Source organism: Nocardia albiluteola (genome assembly GCF_018860155.1).
In the GTDB taxonomy this organism is placed as follows: domain Bacteria; phylum Actinomycetota; class Actinomycetes; order Mycobacteriales; family Mycobacteriaceae; genus Nocardia; species Nocardia albiluteola.
The window spans coordinates 365065-381887 of sequence record NZ_JAHKNI010000006.1 but is presented as its reverse complement, the minus strand read 5'-3'; the positions used below and the strand labels follow the sequence as shown (position 1 = coordinate 381887).

The window sequence follows — 16823 nt, the reverse complement described above, 5'->3', positions numbered from 1 at the left end:
TAATGAGCAGCAGCACTCCCACCGGCTATCGCCACTGGACCCGGCGGCCCGTGATCTACCTGCCCGTGCATCGGCGCGGCCAGGTCATCGGGTGTGTGTGGGCCTCCCCCGACCAGCACGCCGCGGGTTTCGAGCGCATCCTGGCGGCGGCCGGTCGCGATCTGGACTGCGTGATCGCCTGGGAGACAAGGCTGAACGAGGCGGCCTCGGCGGGACTCACACCGGCCGCGGCCCTCGAGCGATTGATCGGGTGGCCCGAGGACCCGATCGCGGGCGGTGTCCCGGCCGGTCTCCGTCCCACCGGCTCGCCGAGCCTGGACCAGCTGTGGAATCGGCTCAATCCGGACGGACCGCCCCTCGGTGAGGGCCCGCTGATCCAGGACGGCACGTATCCCGACGGCACGCCCGCCGACCGGTCCGACGGCTGGGGTCCACTGGTCAGCGCGCCGCTGCAGACCTATCCGGCCGAAACCGACTCGGCTGTACGGTATCTGCCGGTCCGGATGGATTCGGCGGTGGTCGGCTACGTCTGGGCCGCGGTCACCGGCGATGCGGCCGGATACCTGCCGCGGGCACGGGCGGGACGCACCGGCGAAATCGCGGCGGGCCTGTGGCAGTTGCGATTCAGCGACGGCTACCGCGCGGGACAGCCGGCCACCGTGGCGTTGAGCGGATTTCCCGCGTTCGCGGCCGATCGGCTGTCGGGCGTCATCGGCCCCGAGGTCACCGCGGCCGAGGCGCCCGGCCTGGCGGACCTGCGGCAACTTGCCACAGAATGATATCGGGGCGCCGCGAATGGTAACGCGCATACGCTCGGCGGCGTTGTATCTGTGTAGGAGGTAGCGATGACTGAGCCGGTCAGTATCAATCCCGAGGGATTGCGCAATGCCGCAAATCAATTCGACGCCATCAGCGATACCACCAGGCAGATTCTGAACACGCTGACCGGCGGGTGCAACGCCGAGGGCGAGCCCTGGGGCGACGACAAGGCGGGCAAGAAGTTCTCCGAGGGCGACAAGGGCTATATCGCCAACCGCGACGGCACCTTCAAGAACCTGGGCCAGCTGGTCGGTCTGTTCGGGCAGAATCGCGACAACCTGCGGGATTCGGCGAAGACCTTCGAGCAGAACGAGGCTACGGCCGCCGCCAATGCGACGCATCAGAATCAGAACGGGCCGTCCGGCTCGGGCAATTCCAGCGGCTCGGGCAGCTACGGCCCGTCGTCGTACTCCCCCAACGCGCTGTATCGCCGCATGGAGATGACCCGTCTGACCCCCCGGCAAGAACAACAACAGCTCCAGCCCGAAGAGGCCCTCCGCCGGCAGGACGCGCAGCCGCTCCAGCCGACAGAGGCCTACAGCCGGCAGGGCGGGCAGCCGCTCCAACCGACAGAGTCCTACAGCCGGCTGCAGCCCGAGCAGCCCCTCCAGCCGCGCGAGTACAACCAGGGGACCCCGTTGCAACCCCGCGAATACAACCAGGGCACCCCGCTGCAACCCCGCGAATACGACCCGCAACAGCCCCTACAGCCGCGCGAATACACCCGAGGCGTCCCGGCCACCGAGGTGACCCCCGAGGGATACACCTACAGCCCGGAACAACCCCTGCAACCCCGCCAGTACTACGCTCAGCAGGGCACCCCGCTCACGTACGACCAAACGCGAGCCGAGCCTCTGCAACCGCGCGAGTACAACCAGGGCATTCCAACCACCGAGCAGCCCCGGGAGTATTACGCCGTCGAAGAGGGCACCCCGACCACCGAGCCACGCCTGTACGACTCCACCGAGGGAACGCCCCTGGTCTACGGCCAAACCCAGCCGCGCTACTACGAGGCGACCGCGGGAACTCCGGAGGTCTACGGCCAAACCCTGCAGCCCCGCGAATACAGCGCGGAGATTCCCGCCGTCGAGGGAGACCGGGTCGAGGCGACGCCCGAGCAGCCGCTCCAGCGCGAGCAGGTCTTCCCGAGGATCCAGGACCAGCCCGTCCAGGACCCGAACCAGGCCTAGGACGCTCGGCCGCGGCCGCGATCACGACCGTGCTGGGCAACACGCGGGCACCGGATGAGAGACCCTGCACCGGGCGAAGCCGTCAGGTCATGTCGAGGTGCCGCAGGCTCGGCCAGAATCGTTCCCACGGCTCGCGCCGATCGGTGCACAGCCACGCCCGCTGATCGGTGCCCGGATCCGTTCTGTCGCCGAGCAATCGGCGGCACGACCCGAAATGGCCGCGCAACTCGTCCGGCGACGTGCCGATGTACAGCACGGCACGCGCGGAATCCGGTGGCGGCGGAAAGTATCCGTAGCCGCGGCTGGTGCTGTACGCCGCCGGAAGATCGTGCGAGTACACGTCGAGGTACGCGGCGACGATGTAGGACTGGCCCATGATGATCGCCGACCGGCGGTCCTGCTCGGGAAGGGACTGGTAGGCGGCGGTCGTCAGCCGCACGATCCGCTGTGGCGCATCGGTTTTCGCCGACGTCGCGGCCAAGGCGAGCATGCTCGCGGCCCCGGCGATGCTCAGCGCACACGCCGGCCACACCACCCAGCCCCGGCGGCCACCGACCAGTCGACGCCGCTGGAATCCGACCGCGCCCGCGGCGAACAGCGCGCCGTAGAACCCGCCGAGGTAGTAGGGCCGCCCGGCGGTCGCGACGAAGACGAGGTACAGCACCACCGCGGTCACGGCGAGGAACCGATACGGGCGCAGCCGCGCGTCCTGCAGCAGCCCCCAGATCCCGTAGAGCGCCAGCACCGTCCCCGCGACGCCGGCCATGAGAATCAGCGATACCGCGATTCCCGGACGGCCGCCGTACAATTCGTCCGCCTCGGTGGACAGCACCGAGCTCATGTGCAGCTGTGGCCAGCCGTTGCGCGCCTGCCACACCAGTGTCGGCAGCGCCAGCAGCGCTCCGACGGCGGCGCCGGCCCACAGCATCGGCCGCCGCAGCAATTCGCGTGGGCCGCAGACGGCCACCGACGCCAGCAGCACCGCGCACAGCAGGATCACCTGGAATTTGGTCTCCGCGGCGATTCCGGCGACAACGCCCGCCGCGAGCAGCAACCGGTCCTCGCGCAACCGAATCCAGCGCACCAGCAGCCAGATGAGCAGCAGCCACTGCACCGGCTCCAGCGTGTACGGGGTCAGCCAGTGCCCGTCCATGGTGAACCACAGTGCCGTCGCCTGGGCGACCGCGGTGAGGAGCTGCGCGCGCCGATCACCGCCGAACTCCCGGGCGATCAGCGCCGCGACGATGACCGCCGCCGCGGTCGCGAGCACCGCCGGTATCCGCAGCGCCACAAGCGATCCGGGGGCTAGCCAGTCCATCGCGGCCGCCAGCGCCGGTGCGACCGGCGGCTGGTCGGCCGAGCCCCAGGCCAGGTGGCGGCGGCCGATCGCGAGCATGTAGGCCTCGTCGAACCAATAGCCGCCGATCGCACCGCAGACGAGCTGGACGACTGCGACGACGCCCGCGATCGCGAGCACAGCCCGCGTCGCGAACGCGGGAGCGTCCACGGTGGACGAGCGGGGCGCTACCGACAGCTGCAACCTTCAACCTTTCGGTTCGAATCCATGGCGCTGGATCTTGTTACAGCGATCGTGCCGCGAGAACTCGTGCGGCACATCGACCGCCACGCCTGCGTCCTGTACGACCTGAGTCGCACTCCGCCGCGGCCTCCTCATCCCCGTGGATGACCAGCACTCATCCCCCGGCCAGACACACGACACCACAGCCCGACCAGACACACGACGTCACGGCCGGCGGTCGACGCGGTTCACGCCGGCGCCCGTGTCGGACGAGTCGTCGACGAGGGTGGATTCCGGTGCGCTGACAGCGCATCCGCGCAAGCGGCTGCGCCCGATACGTGACTTCCGCCGCCGACGGCACTCATGGCGCCAGAGCCCGTCAGTTCAGGCGGCCGCCGACCCCGGCAAGAGCGCGCCCCCAGCCCGGCCGCACCGGATTGGGGTGATTGTCGCTCGGCGCCGCCAGCGAATTCCACGGCGTCCGTTTCGCACCCGACGACCACTGGTCGGTGGCGGTCGCCGCGGCCACGACCTCCCGCGCCCGTCGAAGCCGGTGGGGGTCCGCGGGATTCGCGAGCACGTGGTTGGCGGCCTCCAGGGTCAACTGCGCGTGCCGGTTTCCGATCCACTGCATCATGCGACCGGCATCGACGGCATCCATCCCGTGCAGCATCCCGTTGGCCGCGGTGTGATCACCGTTCGCAAGCTTCTGCAACTGTTCGATCTTCGCCTTCGCCGGAGTCTGCATGTAATCATTGACGAAATCCTCCTGCGCACGGGTCAGCGTCACAGGCGCGGAGTTGGCGCGATGGAAGCTGAACGCCGCCGCCTGCATGGTGGCCAGGTCGGCCGCGACCTCTTCCGCGTCGCCCGTGCCGTCTATCAGGCGCAGCGCGGAGTCCTGCGCGCGCTGCACCGCGGACACCACATGGCCCAGGCGTTTGTCTCCGAGGGTCCAGGTACCCGCATTCGCCTCGACGATCCCCCACGACCGGAGGGCGGCGAGCTTCACCTTCTCGTTGGTGAATCCGGCGCCGGTGAGCGCGCCGTACGCATCGCTCACCTTGCCCCCGACGTCGTGCAGGGCCTGCAGGGCCGCGGCCGCGCCACGCACGGTGTTGATGCCGCCGTTCTGGTGGGCGCCCTCCCGGGCCGCGGTGGCGAACAGCCTCCGGTTCATATACGACTGGGCATAGAAGCCCTTCGCGCCGCCGGTGCCCTTGCTGCCCCAGAATCCCCACTGCCCCAGCGACGCGGCTCGTTCCGTGCGCGACCACGGGCGCAGCGGCGAGCGCGTCTTGCCCCAGAGCCATTCGGTCGCAGCCGAATTGCCGATCGTGCTGACGGCTCCCAGCCCCACGAGCAATTTGTTCGACGAGAGCGAATGATGCGCCCCGACGGTGCCCATCCCCAGCGCGGTCCCCCCACCACCGCCGGAGGCGTGCGCCCCGCCGCTGTGCTGAATCGCGAGCGCGAACTTGTTCGCCAGCCATTCGTTGCCGTGGTCCAGCCCGGCGCTGATCCGCCGCAGCTGGGAGATCGCGACGATCTCCACGATCGCACCGACGACGAAGACGACCATGACCTCGCCGCCCGCCATGTCGAACAGGTCGTTCAGGAACAGCACGTAGACGCCGAGGAAGATGGTGAAGATCGTCATCCGCGCCGCCGCGATGACCCCGTCGACCATGTTGCGCACCAGGAACGTCTGGGTGAGCCCGTAGACGAATCCGCCCGCGGCGAATCCGAAGATCGACATCAGGCCGTGGTAGATCGTGTCCAGCGCGGACTTGATCACCTTGATCGCCAGCACGGCCGCGAACAGCAGCAGCATGCCGCCCAGCAGGAGCAGTAACAGCCCGGTCCCGATCTGGTCGAAGCTGGGGTTGTCGGCCGCGGACTTCGCCGACGCATCCCCGCATCGGGCGATGCCGTTCTTCACCTGGCCCTCGCTGCCGGCAGTCACGCCGGCGGACCATGCCGCCCCGCACGCGGACTGTTCGTCGAGCACGTGCCCGAAGTTCCACACCTGCAACGGATGTCGCGCGAAATTGTCCGCGAGCATGCCCTGCATGGTCGCTACCAGACCGGCCGGGTTCGTGGTGTCCTCACCGGTCAACCCGGCGGCCACCGAGATGCCCAGATCGCGCCCCTGGGCCAGCAGGCCGTCCGAGGAGAACGCGTCGGCCAGCGGCTGCGCCAGGTATATCGGACCGGCCACCGCGACCGCGAGCATGGTGACCACCTGCAGGGTCGCCTTCGAATACAGCCCGCGGACAACGAAATACGCCACGCAGAACGCGCCGATGGTCGCGGCCGTGATCAGCATGATCGGGGTGGCGATCTGCCCGCTCAGGGCCTGCGAGATCCCCGTGAGCGGCTTGGCGAACCACCGCAGCCAGGCGAAGCTCAGTGCGTACCCGATCAGCCAGATGGCCATCGTCACAATGACTTTCCAGCCCGCGAACTCCAGGCCGAGCACCATGGAGATCCCGGTGTCGCCCGGATTGAGCAGGCTGCCGTGATTGGTGGCGTACAGGTAGTTCGCCAGCGGCACACCGGAGGTGTCGGTGATGTGCATCCAGCCCAGCGCGCTGCTGGTCGAGGATGCGGCGGCCATGGCGCCCGGAGCCGCGCTCGCCGTCGCGCCCACGATGCCCGGGACGACGACGAGCCCGGCGACGATCAGCATCGTCCGGACGAATCGTCGCCACCCCGGCGACGCGCGTATCCGGTTGCACCGGTGCGACATCGCACGCGCGCATCGCTGTACGGCCGAATCGGCGCGAACCGATATTCGGATGTTCCCCACTGAATTTCTTCTTCCGGACGTCGTTGGACACGACTACACAAGGACAGGCTCGAGTGCCCTCAGGGCTGCTCGACAGTCCCCGGAAAAAGCCATCCCGAAGGTAGCGTCGCCGCGTTAACGACCCGGGTCGCGCGCGCGAACGCAGTACGACCAAAAGCGTTCGGCGCGTTGACATTCGTTCACGCCGCGACCTCGGCCGTTAACCTGCTCGTCACCGAATCCGGTTGTGTCGCTTAGTTTTTCGGGAATTTGAGCTTCGACAGGTCGATTCCCTCCAGCCCGGGCGGGAGCTGATTGAGTCCGTCGGGCATGCCCGACAGATCCGGCATGCCCGGCGGCATCGCGGGCATGCCCGGCATGCCGGGGAATCCGCCGCGCATCTTCGGCGGGGTCGGACCGCGGCCGCCCTTCTTGCCCTTCTTGCCCTTCTTGGTGTTAGCGCGCCGGTTGCCGCCGCCGGGCAGCCCCATCTGACGGCCCATCGCGGCCATCATCTTGCGCGCGTCGAAGAAGCGGTCCACCAGCTGATTCACATCGGTCACGGTGACGCCGGAGCCGTTGGCGATGCGCAGTCGGCGCGAGGCGTTGATGATCTTCGGGTTGGCCCGCTCCCCCGGAGTCATGCCCCGAATGATCGCCTGTACCCGGTCCAACTGCTTGTCGTCGACAGCCGCGAGGGCGTCCTTCATCTGGCCGGCGCCGGGCAGCATGCCGAGCAGATTGCCGATCGGGCCCATCTTGCGGATGGCCAGCATCTGATCGAGGAAGTCCTCGAGCGTCAGCTCGCCCGAGCCGATCTTGCGCGCGGCCTCCTCGGCCTGCTGCGCGTCGTAGACCTGCTCGGCCTGCTCGATCAGGGTCAGCAGATCGCCCATGCCCAGGATGCGGCTGGACATGCGATCCGGATGGAAGACGTCGAAATCCTCGAGCTTCTCACCGGTGGAGGCGAACATGATCGGCACGCCCGTCACCTCGCGCACCGACAGCGCCGAACCGCCGCGCGCGTCGCCGTCGAGCTTGGTGAGCACGACGCCGGTGAAGCCGACCCCGTCGCGGAACGCCTCGGCGGTGTTGACCGCGTCCTGACCGATCATCGCGTCGAGCACGAACAGGATCTCGTCGGGCTTGACCGCGTCGCGAATGCCCACGGCCTGCGCCATCAGCTCGGCATCGATGCCCAGTCGGCCCGCGGTGTCGACGATGACGACGTCGTACTGCTTGGCCCGGGCCTCCTCGATACCGGCCTGCGCCACGCCGACCGGGTCCGCGGCCGAGATGCCGAGGGGATTCTCACCGCCGCCGACGCTGGTGCCCGGATGGGGGGCGAACACCGGCACCCCGGCGCGCTCGCCGACCACCTGCAGCTGGGTCACGGCGCCGGGACGCTGCAGGTCGCACGCCACGAGCAACGGCGTGTGCCCCTGCTCGCGCAGCCATTTGGCGAGCTTGCCCGCGAGGGTGGTCTTACCGGCACCCTGCAGACCGGCCAGCATGATCACTGTCGGCGGGGTCTTGGCGAACTGCAGCCGCCGGGTCTCGCCGCCGAGGATCGCGATCAATTCCTCGTTGACGATCTTGACGACCTGCTGCGCCGGATTCAGCGCCCCGGAGACCTCCGCCCCCTTGGCGCGGTCCTTGATCCGCGCGATGAATCCGCGCACCACGGGCAGCGCGACGTCGGCCTCGAGCAGCGCCAGGCGGATCTCCCGCGCGGTGGCATCGATATCGGCGGGTGACAAACGTCCCTTGCCGCGCAGGTCGCTCAGAACACCGGTCAACCGGTCGGAAAGGGACTCGAACACCGATCGCGCTCCTGATCTCGAGGGACTGTCACTCGACGATCCAGGGTAGTCGGCGATCCCCGGGGAACGGATTCGCCCTCGTCATTCCGGGTTGTTCGCGGCCCCGCGGGCACACTTCGGCCGGACGGATCGGCGGGTAACCCGAGATCTACTCGAGCGATCGACGCCTGGGGCGCGGCGCCTGGCGTATGTCGCGATTCTCGCTGGCGATCATGCCGAGCGCCTCGCGACCGGTCAGCCCCAGCTCCAGGGCCATCGAGTCGAGCATCGCCCATTCGGCGGCGCCGAGCTGCCGGTCGCTGACCGTGGACGCGATGGTCATCGCCGTCACGGCCTGCTGCCCGGACAGTGTGCGGCCGGGCAGCCAGGACACCACCCACCGGTCGCCACCGACACACCGGGCGATGTGCGTGGTCAGATCACTGGTCATCATCGATGCGGAAACGACTTCAATTGCCACCGGCCCGCTCCCTTATGCTCGAAAAGCTCGGACAAGCCTCGAACAGCACCCGCGGCATGAAGGTCGGCGCCAGCTCATGCCCGAAATCCACGCTCTACAGCTCGGATCCGGTCTGATCGTAGAGTGGCCCGCATCACACTGGACAGCGCTTGCAGCAAATCTCGCGCAACAATCTGGTTAATTGGCGGACGCCGAGTTTGCCAGCAAAGTCGCAGTCGGGGCGATTGTGCGGTTCCGGCCGCCTAATCCGCATCCGCGGGCGGCTTCGGCGGCTGCGGATGCGGAACCACGGCCAGCAGCGCCTCCTCGATCTCCGCCCGGCGCGCAGCGGTGTCGGTGTCGTCGAGATCCAGGCAGAACGCGTCGACCACCGCGGTGCCACGGGTAACCGCCTTGGCCCAGCGCACATTCACCCCCACCACGGCCAGTGCCCCGGCCAGCCGCGACAACAACCCGATCCGGTCCTCGGCCCGCAGTTCGAGCAGCGCCTGCCCCGGGCTACCGCCCTCGGCCCACAGGACGCGGGGCTGCGCCTGCGCGTAGGGCCTGGGCGACAGGCCCGCCTCGCGTTCCTTCTTGTCCAGCACCGCAGCCAGATTCAGCTCGCCGTTGATCGCGCGGATCAACTCCTGGCGCAGCAGTCCGGCATCGGGTGGGTCGCCGAACTTCGGGCTCACGACGAAGGTGTCGATCGCCGAATCCCCCTCGGTGCCCAGCGAAGCCGACAACACTCGCAGCGAATGCAGCGCCAGCACCCCGGCGGCCTCGGACAGCAGGCCCGGAGTGTCGGGGGCGATCACCGTGACGACGTGGGTGTACCGCCCGTCACCGGGCGCCAGCTCCACGTGCACGCCGCCGGCCTTGGCCTTGACCAGCAGCTCGGGGTCGATCGAATCCGGTTGCGGCGCCTGCTCCCCGGCCATGGCCAGCCTCGACCGGCGCACCAGCTCACCGATGAGCGAGGCCTTCCAATCGCCCCACACCCCGGGACCCGTGGCCAGCGAATCGGCCTCGGCCAGGGCGTGCAGCAGTTCCAGCAGCTGCGGATCGCCGTCCAGGGCCCGCACCACCGCCTCGGCGGTCTCCGGATCCGCCAGATCGCGCCGGGTCGCGGTGTCCGGCAACAGCAGATGGTGCCGCACGATCGCGCTGAGGGTGCGCACGTCCGCGGGCCACAGGCCCAGTCGCCGGCCGATCTGCGTCGCCAGCTCCGCGCCGACGATGCTGTGATCCTCGGTGCGCCCCTTGCCGATATCGTGCAGCAGCGCACCCAGCAGCAGCAGATCCGGCCGGGCGACGCGGGTGCTCAGCGCCGCGGCGTAGGCAACGGTCTCCACCAGGTGACGGTCCACGGTCCAGGTGTGCACCGCATCGCGCGGGGGCAGATCGCGCACCGCGCCCCATTCGGGAAACAGCCTGCCCCACAACCCCGTCCGGTCCAGCGCCTCGATCGCGTCGAGGGTGCCGCGGCCGGTGCCCAGTAGCACCAGCAGATCGTTCAGCGCCTCGCGCGGCCACGGCTCGCGCAGCTCGGGCGCGTCCTCGGACAGCCGGTTCAGCGTCGTCGCCGACATCGGCAGTCCGGTCTGCGCCGAGGCCGCGGCCACCCGCAGGATCAGGCCCGGATCCCGCTGCGGGCGGGCATCGCGCGCGAGCACGACCTCACCGGCGTGTTCGACCACCCCCTCATCGAGTGGTCGGCGCACCGGCATCCGCCGCAGCCGGGCCAGCCCACGCCGCGGCAACGCGTTGCCCGCGGTCCGCAGCCCGACATCGACCGAGTAGCCGACCGTGCGCGCCGCGTCGGTGAGCGTGCGGGCCAGATCGAACCGATCGCCGATGCGCAACGCGCTGCCGATCTCGTCCGCGTCCTGCGCGCGCAGCTGATCCCGGGCACGCCCGGCCACGCGATGCAGTTCGGTGCGCACATCCAGCAGCCGACGATGCGCCTGTTTCAATCCGCCGCCGGGCACGTCCGGGCCCAGCCCCGGCATCGCGTCGGTCAACTGGGCGATGGCCAGGGCATCGAGCAGCTGGATATCGCGCAACCCCCCGCGGCCGTTCTTCAGATCCGGTTCGGCCCGGTGCGCGATCTCGCCGCTGCGCCGCCACCGGGTCTGGGTCTGCTCCACCAATTCTGGGAAGCGGGAACGGATTCCGGTCCGCCATTCGCGCCGCACCCCGCCGATCAGCAGATTGCTGAGCTCGGCATCGCCGACGATGTGCCGCGCGTCCAGCAGGCCCAGGGCGGCGGTGAGATCGTCGGCGGCCACCCGCAGCGCCTGCGGGACGGTGCGGACGCTGTGATCAAGTTTGATGTGGGCATCCCACAGCGGGTACCACAGCCGATCGGCGACCTCGGCCACGCGCTGGGGGTCGACGTCGTCGTGCAGCAGAACCAGATCCAGGTCCGAGTACGGCAGCATCTCCCCGCGGCCCAGCCCGCCGACCGCCACGACGGCCAGGCCGCTGTCGGCGGTGATGCCCAGCTCCGCGCCCTTGCCGCTGAGCCACAGCTCGTGCAGGTCGACCAGCGCCTGGCGCAGCGCGTGGGCGTCCAGCCGCGGGTGGCGGGTATCCCCGCCCTCCAGCAACTGATTGCGGGCACGCACCAGATCCGTAGCGCCGCCGGGCATCTCGTCCTTCACCTGCATAACCCACACCACCCAACCATCATGCGGGCGGCTCCGCCCCGACCGTCACGATCGGGTGCGGAGCCGCCGCTCGATACGGTATTGCGCCGTTCGATCCGCCAATTGCGTTACCGGAACCGGTATTACAGGGCGTCCGCGCCGCGCTCGCCGGTCCGTACCCGGATCACCGCGTCCACGGGGGTCACCCAGACCTTGCCGTCACCGATCTTGCCGGTGCGCGCGGCCTCGACGATCACCTCGACGACCTTCTCGACGGAGGCCTCGTCGACCACGACTTCCACGCGCACCTTCGGGACGAAGTCGACCGAGTACTCCGCGCCGCGATAGACCTCCGTGTGCCCCTTCTGGCGGCCGTAGCCCTGCACCTCGCTGACGGTCATACCAAGGACGCCCGCCTGCTCCAGGCCGCTCTTGACGTCCTCGAGCGTGAACGGTTTGACGATCGCGGTAATCAGTTTCATGGCGTCATGCCTCCTTGACAGCGTCACGTGCCGTGCCACCCACAGCAGTTACAGCAGCAAAATCGTATGCCGTCTCCGCGTGCTCGGACTCATCCAAGCCCTCGAACTCTTCCTCGGCGGTGGAGCGCAGGCCCACGGTCACCTTCAGGACGTAGGCGATGACCAGCGCAATGATGAACGAGTACGCCAGCACGGTGAAGGCGCCGATCGCCTGCTTGCCCAGCTGGCCGAAGCCGCCGCCGTAGAACAGGCCCTTGGCTCCGTTCAGGCCCTGCGAGGCGTTGGACTCCGGGCACAGGAACAGGCCGACCGCCAGAGTTCCCAGAATTCCGCCGATCATGTGCACGCCGACCACATCGAGCGAGTCGTCGAAGCCCAGCTTGTACTTCAGCCCGATGGCCAGGGCGCAGACGATACCGGCGGCGAAACCGATCGCCAGCGCGCCGAGAATGTTCACCGACGAGCAGGATGGGGTGATCGCGACCAGGCCGGCCACGATGCCTGACGCGGCGCCGAGGCTGGTGGGCTTGCCGTCACGGATCTTCTCCACGATCAGCCAGCCGAGCATCGCGGCGGAGGTGGCGAACGTGGTGGTCAGGAAGGTGGAACCGGCGGTGCCGTTGGAGCTGAGGGCGGAACCGGCGTTGAAGCCGAACCAGCCGAACCACAGCAGACCGGCGCCGAGCATCACGAAGGGCAGGTTGTGCGGCCGCATCGGGGTCTTCGGCCAGCCCTTGCGCTTGCCGAGCACGATGGCCAGGGCCAGGCCCGCGGCGCCGGCGTTGATGTGCACCGCGGTGCCACCGGCGAAGTCGATCGCGTGCAGCTTGTTGGTGATCCAGCCACCGACGTGCACGATGTTGCCCGCGGAATCGCTGGCGCTGGCGTCGAAGACCCAGTGTGCAACCGGGAAGTAGACCAGGGTCGCCCAGACCGCCGAGAAGATCAGCCAGGCCCGGAACTTCATGCGGTCGGCGACCGCACCCGAGATCAGCGCCACGGTGATGATCGCGAACATGAGCTGGAAGGCCACGAACACCGTCATCGGGATGTGCGTCGCGCCGGCGAGCGGGATGTCCGCCTCGGGTACGGCCGCGACGTGGTGCGCCGGATCCGCGGCCACCGCGGGCGCGGAATCGGTGCCGATCAGGCCCTTCAGGCCGAAGAACTGGCCCGGGTCGCCGATCAGGCCCCACTTGTTGTTGCCGAACGATTCAGAGAACCCGTAAATGGCCCAGAGCACGCCGACGACGCCCATCGCGCTGATGCTCATCATGATCATGTTCAGCACGTTCTTCGTACGGACCATGCCGCCGTAGAAGAACGCCAGTCCAGGGGTCATCAGCAGGACGAGCGCAGAGCTCGCCAGCATCCACGCGGTGTCGCCGGTGTTCGGCAACCCGGTCATGGGATACGCCACCTTGTTCCTCCTCATCTCGGGCCCGGCCAAAACGACGGCTACGAGCCTGCACAGAAGGTTCGCTATTCGGTGTTTCATCCGTGCCGCCTGCGTGTTTCGCATGCGTGAACGGATGAACCTGCTGTGTTGCTAGCACGTTTCGTGCGCTACACAGCGCTTTCGGGCTCACCGTGAGGCGCGTGTCGCGAGGAGGATTTTTCGGCCGAAGGCCGTGGTCAGGCGCTCAGCCGAGCAGGGCGTCGACGAAGGCGCCGGGTTCGAAGGGGGCCAGGTCGTCCGCGCCCTCGCCCAGGCCCACCAGCTTCACCGGGACGCCGAGTTCGTGCTGCACCTGGAACACGATGCCGCCCTTGGCCGTTCCGTCCAGTTTGGTCAGCACCACGCCGGAGATGTCGACGACCTCGGCGAAGACCCGGGCCTGGTTCAGGCCGTTCTGGCCGACGGTCGCGTCGAGCACGAGCAGCACTTCGTCCACGGCCGCCTTCTTCTCGACCACGCGCTTGACCTTGCCCAGCTCGTCCATCAGGCCGGTCTTGGTGTGCAGGCGGCCCGCGGTGTCGACCAGCACGACGTCCACGCCATTGTCGATGCCCGCGCTCACCGCGTCGAAGGCGACCGAGGCGGGGTCGGCGCCCTCGCGCCCGCGCACGGTCTCCGCGCCGACCCGCTCGCCCCACGTCTGCAGCTGGTCGGCGGCCGCGGCGCGGAACGTGTCGGCGGCGCCCAGCAGCACCCGGCGGCCGTCGGCGACCAGCACACGAGCCAACTTGCCGGTGGTGGTGGTCTTGCCGGTCCCGTTCACGCCGACGACCAGCAGGATCGAGGGGTGATCGTCGTGCGGGAGGGCGCGAATCGAACGGTCCAGTTCCGGCCGCAGCGCCTCCACCAGGACCGCCCGCAGCGCGGCGCGTGCCTCGTCGGCGGTGCGGACGCTGCGGGCGGCCAGCTCGGCCCGCAACCGCTCCACGATCGTGCCGGTGACCGAGGTGCCGAGATCGGCCATCACCAGGGTGTCCTCGATCTCCTCCCAGGAGTCCTCGTCGAGGTCACCGCCGCCCAGCAGGCCGAGCAGGCTCTTGCCCATGGCGGTCTGGGACCGGGCCAGCCGCCCGCGCAGGCGGATCAGGCGCCCCGCGGTGGGGGCGATCTCCTCGAGCTCGGGTGCGGGAGTCGGGGCCGGCGCGGGTGCCTCGGGCGCGATGGTGGGCGCGGCCTCGGGGGGCGCGGTGGGCGCGGCCCCGGGGGATGCCACTTCGGTAAGCGTCGGTGTGGGAGCCCCGTCGGGCTCGGCAACGAGAGGTGTGACAGCCTGGGCGGCCGTTTCCGCGGGGGCCGTCTCGGGCGACGGAGCCTCGGCTTCGGTCGGCTCGGCCACGGCCGTTTCCGGGGTGGCGGCCGCCGCCTCGGTAACCCCCGCCTCGGGCTCGGGTAGGCGGATATCGGTGATCGAGCGCCGCGCCGAGTCCCGCGGGATCGCCGCGTCGTCCCCGACGTGCGGCTGGCCCTCGTCGTCGGTCCGCTCCACCGGCACGGGCTCCGGGCGCGGCGGGGTGAGCGTGCCGGTCCCTGCGCCGCCCTGGCTGAAGTTGAATCCCCCGGACGCCGAATATCCGCCCGACCGGTCGGCGATCTCCTTGTCGGGCGCGGCGGAGGTCAATGTCACCCGGCCGCGCCGGTACCGGACGAATCCGGCGACGACCAGGGCCACCACCAGCACGGCGGCGATCACGGCGATCAGAATCCAGGCTTGCGCAGTCACGGGCCCATCCTGTCAGAAGACCGGCCGGTACCGGTGCGACGGCTGGGCAACCACGTTCCCGACCGGGAGATTTGCCTCACCGGGCCCGGGAGCCGGAGCGCGACCGCGCGTTTACCCCGGCAACGTTCGCGACCCCGGAAACGCCGACTCGTCCCCGGGTTCGGGGGCTCGACGGCGATCGTCCGTCAGCCCAGACGACGGTAGTTCGGAGCCTCGGACTCCTCCGGCGCGGTCGTGAGGAATGTCTCGAGCATCTCCTCGGCGACAACGGCGGAGGTCAATCGCAGGCCCAGGGCCAGCACGTTGGCATCGTTCCAGCGGCGTGCGCCGGCGGCGGTGTCGCGATCGGTGCAGAGCGCCGCACGCACCCCGGGCACCTTGTTCGCCGCGATCGAGACGCCGGTACCGGTCCAGCAGCACACCACCCCGAACTCGGCCCGGCCCGCGGCGACCGCCCGCCCGACGCCCTCGCCCACATCGGGCCAGGCGATGCCCTCGCCGACGACGTCGACCTCGTGCCCGCGCTCGGTCAACCACTCCCGCAGATGCCGAGTCAGGTCGGTGGATTCGTCGGTTCCGAACGCAATCCGCATGTCCGCCAGCGTAGTTGCTTAGCACATCTGCCGTCTCGGGCCGGTCAGGGACACGCCGGAATCGGCGCCCCCAACGGACTCAACCTACCGACCGGTTTGCCCTTCTCCACACCACGCGCCGGAAGCAGCGGCGAATCCAACACAGAGACAATAGGATCGGCGAGGTGACCGATCGAAATGTGCTTGGGGGACCGCTGGAGGAGTGCGGCACCGATCCTCTCACCGGCTTCTACCGGGACGGGTGCTGTAGTACCGGCCCGGAAGACCTGGGCAGCCATACGGTGTGCACCGTCGTGACCGCGGAATTCCTGGAGCACCAGAAATCGATCGGCAACGATCTGAGCACCCCGCGCCCGGAGAACAACTTCCCGGGACTGCAACCGGGTGATCGCTGGTGCGTGGTCGCGGTGCGCTGGCTGCATGCCCATGAGGACGGCGTCGCCGCCCCCGTCGTGCTGGCCGCGACGCATGAGAACGCCCTCGAGGTCGTGCCGATGGATACGCTGCGCAAATACGCGGTCGACGTCCCCGACGACGTCAGCGACCTGTTGTAACGGCATCCTCACACCCGTTTCGGCCGTCGGCGTCGCGCAGGCGACCGGAACAGATGTGACGAGACCGGCACCCACCGCATCCGCGCGTACCGTCGATGTGGTGACCTGGTGGAATACCGGCCTCGATGTCGCCCTGCATCGATGGCGCGAGCGCCGAGCGCGTGAGCGGCAGTACCCGATGGGCGCGGGCCTCGACGAGATATTCGGCCCGGCCCGCAAGCACGTCCGCGAACGCATGGAGTGGGTCGCGGTGGCCAAGATCGACGATCGCGTGTCCGGCGACGACCCGATCGTCGACCTGGGCACCGGCACTGTGACCATGCCCACTCGCGACACCGGCGACGACCGATGACCGCGCAGGTCCGCATCGTTCCGTATACCGCCGATCATCTGGCCGGGGTCGTCGCGTTGTGCGCGGCGCAGGGCTGGCCGAGTCTGCCCGCCGATACCGCACGCGCCGGCGCGGCCTTGCGCGCGCCGGGCGCCGTCACGCTGGTCGCGGTCGAGGCGGGCGGGGTGGTCGGCTTCGCCCACGCCCTGAGCAACGGCTGGTGGGGGTGTCTGTCACTGTTGCTGGTCGCCGAATCCCACCGCGGCGCGGGCATCGGCCGCCGCCTGGTCGCCGAGGTCTTCCGGACCGGCGGCATCACCCGGCTCGATCTGCTCACCGACGACGCCGGCGGGTTCTACCGCTCACTTCCGCACAAGACCCTCGACGGCTTTCGCGTGTACCCGCTCTAATGGGCGCCGTCGGCGAAGCCGTCCGAAACCGCGCATGGC

General features: G+C 69.3%; 14 protein-coding genes. 5 read left to right on the top strand and 9 right to left on the bottom strand.

What is annotated here, in order from left to right:
* The first annotated feature begins 2 nt into the window (after positions 1 to 2).
* Positions 3 to 779, top strand: coding sequence for a hypothetical protein (locus KO481_RS20240; RefSeq protein ID WP_215918736.1), 777 nt, complete (start codon positions 3 to 5; stop codon positions 777 to 779).
* 66 nt (positions 780 to 845) lie between these two features.
* Complete coding sequence (locus KO481_RS20235) at positions 846 to 2009, top strand: WXG100 family type VII secretion target (protein ID WP_215918735.1); 1164 nt, start codon at positions 846 to 848, stop codon at positions 2007 to 2009.
* Positions 2010 to 2091: 82 nt separating this feature from the next.
* Here KO481_RS20235 and KO481_RS20230 read toward each other — a convergent pair whose 3' ends face one another.
* The 9 genes from KO481_RS20230 to KO481_RS20190 all read right to left on the bottom strand — a co-directional run bounded on the left by KO481_RS20230 (position 2092) and on the right by KO481_RS20190 (position 15489).
* A complete protein-coding gene (locus KO481_RS20230) occupies positions 2092 to 3549 on the bottom strand; it encodes a glycosyltransferase family 39 protein (protein WP_245401184.1) in 1458 nt (485 codons plus the stop codon).
* A 358-nt stretch (positions 3550 to 3907) separates the two neighbouring features.
* Positions 3908 to 6220 carry a hypothetical protein gene (locus tag KO481_RS20225; protein WP_215918734.1) on the bottom strand — a complete coding sequence of 771 codons (2313 nt, stop codon included), beginning with the start codon at positions 6218 to 6220 and terminating at the stop codon, positions 3908 to 3910.
* A 353-nt stretch (positions 6221 to 6573) separates the two neighbouring features.
* On the bottom strand, positions 6574 to 8142 hold the full coding sequence (gene ffh, locus KO481_RS20220) for a signal recognition particle protein (RefSeq protein ID WP_215918733.1): 1569 nt from the start codon (positions 8140 to 8142) through the stop codon (positions 6574 to 6576).
* Positions 8143 to 8290: 148 nt separating this feature from the next.
* Positions 8291 to 8602 (bottom strand): hypothetical protein, encoded by a 312-nt coding sequence (locus tag KO481_RS20215; RefSeq protein WP_308166701.1) that lies wholly within the window; start codon positions 8600 to 8602, stop codon positions 8291 to 8293.
* 242 nt (positions 8603 to 8844) lie between these two features.
* Positions 8845 to 11256 (bottom strand): [protein-PII] uridylyltransferase, encoded by a 2412-nt coding sequence (locus tag KO481_RS20210; RefSeq protein WP_215918937.1) that lies wholly within the window; start codon positions 11254 to 11256, stop codon positions 8845 to 8847.
* Positions 11257 to 11378: 122 nt separating this feature from the next.
* Positions 11379 to 11717, bottom strand: coding sequence for a P-II family nitrogen regulator (locus tag KO481_RS20205; protein ID WP_215918732.1), 339 nt, complete (start codon positions 11715 to 11717; stop codon positions 11379 to 11381).
* 4 nt (positions 11718 to 11721) lie between these two features.
* Positions 11722 to 13125 (bottom strand): ammonium transporter, encoded by a 1404-nt coding sequence (locus KO481_RS20200; RefSeq protein WP_245401183.1) that lies wholly within the window; start codon positions 13123 to 13125, stop codon positions 11722 to 11724.
* A gap of 235 nt (positions 13126 to 13360) precedes the next feature.
* A complete protein-coding gene (gene ftsY / locus KO481_RS20195) occupies positions 13361 to 14896 on the bottom strand; it encodes a signal recognition particle-docking protein FtsY (protein ID WP_215918730.1) in 1536 nt (511 codons plus the stop codon).
* A 185-nt stretch (positions 14897 to 15081) separates the two neighbouring features.
* Complete coding sequence (locus KO481_RS20190; RefSeq protein ID WP_215918729.1) at positions 15082 to 15489, bottom strand: RpiB/LacA/LacB family sugar-phosphate isomerase; 408 nt, start codon at positions 15487 to 15489, stop codon at positions 15082 to 15084.
* A gap of 164 nt (positions 15490 to 15653) precedes the next feature.
* Between KO481_RS20190 and KO481_RS20185 the strand changes: the two genes are divergently transcribed.
* From KO481_RS20185 to KO481_RS20175, 3 genes are all read left to right on the top strand, one after another.
* On the top strand, positions 15654 to 16043 hold the full coding sequence (locus KO481_RS20185) for a DUF2237 family protein (RefSeq protein ID WP_215918728.1): 390 nt from the start codon (positions 15654 to 15656) through the stop codon (positions 16041 to 16043).
* A gap of 100 nt (positions 16044 to 16143) precedes the next feature.
* Positions 16144 to 16395, top strand: coding sequence for a hypothetical protein (locus KO481_RS20180; RefSeq protein WP_215918727.1), 252 nt, complete (start codon positions 16144 to 16146; stop codon positions 16393 to 16395).
* The gene (locus tag KO481_RS20175; RefSeq protein ID WP_215918726.1) at positions 16392 to 16784 is read left to right on the top strand and encodes a GNAT family N-acetyltransferase; all 393 of its coding nucleotides are present in this window, start codon (positions 16392 to 16394) and stop codon (positions 16782 to 16784) included. Before KO481_RS20180 ends, KO481_RS20175 begins: the two co-directional genes overlap by 4 nt.
* Positions 16785 to 16823: the final 39 nt, after the last annotated feature.

What these genes read in the sequence shown, in the direction of transcription:
- KO481_RS20240 (WP_215918736.1), top strand. Translation starts at nt 3, where the DNA reads ATGAGCAGCAGCACTCCCACCGGCTATCGCCACTGGACCCGGCGGCCC.
- KO481_RS20235 (WP_215918735.1), top strand. Translation starts at nt 846, where the DNA reads ATGACTGAGCCGGTCAGTATCAATCCCGAGGGATTGCGCAATGCCGCA.
- KO481_RS20225 (WP_215918734.1), bottom strand. Translation starts at nt 6,220, where the DNA reads ATGCTGATCGTCGCCGGGCTCGTCGTCGTCCCGGGCATCGTGGGCGCG.
- KO481_RS20210 (WP_215918937.1), bottom strand. Translation starts at nt 11,256, where the DNA reads ATGCAGGTGAAGGACGAGATGCCCGGCGGCGCTACGGATCTGGTGCGT.
- KO481_RS20205 (WP_215918732.1), bottom strand. Translation starts at nt 11,717, where the DNA reads ATGAAACTGATTACCGCGATCGTCAAACCGTTCACGCTCGAGGACGTC.
- KO481_RS20200 (WP_245401183.1), bottom strand. Translation starts at nt 13,125, where the DNA reads ATGACCGGGTTGCCGAACACCGGCGACACCGCGTGGATGCTGGCGAGC.
- KO481_RS20190 (WP_215918729.1), bottom strand. Translation starts at nt 15,489, where the DNA reads ATGCGGATTGCGTTCGGAACCGACGAATCCACCGACCTGACTCGGCAT.
- KO481_RS20175 (WP_215918726.1), top strand. Translation starts at nt 16,392, where the DNA reads ATGACCGCGCAGGTCCGCATCGTTCCGTATACCGCCGATCATCTGGCC.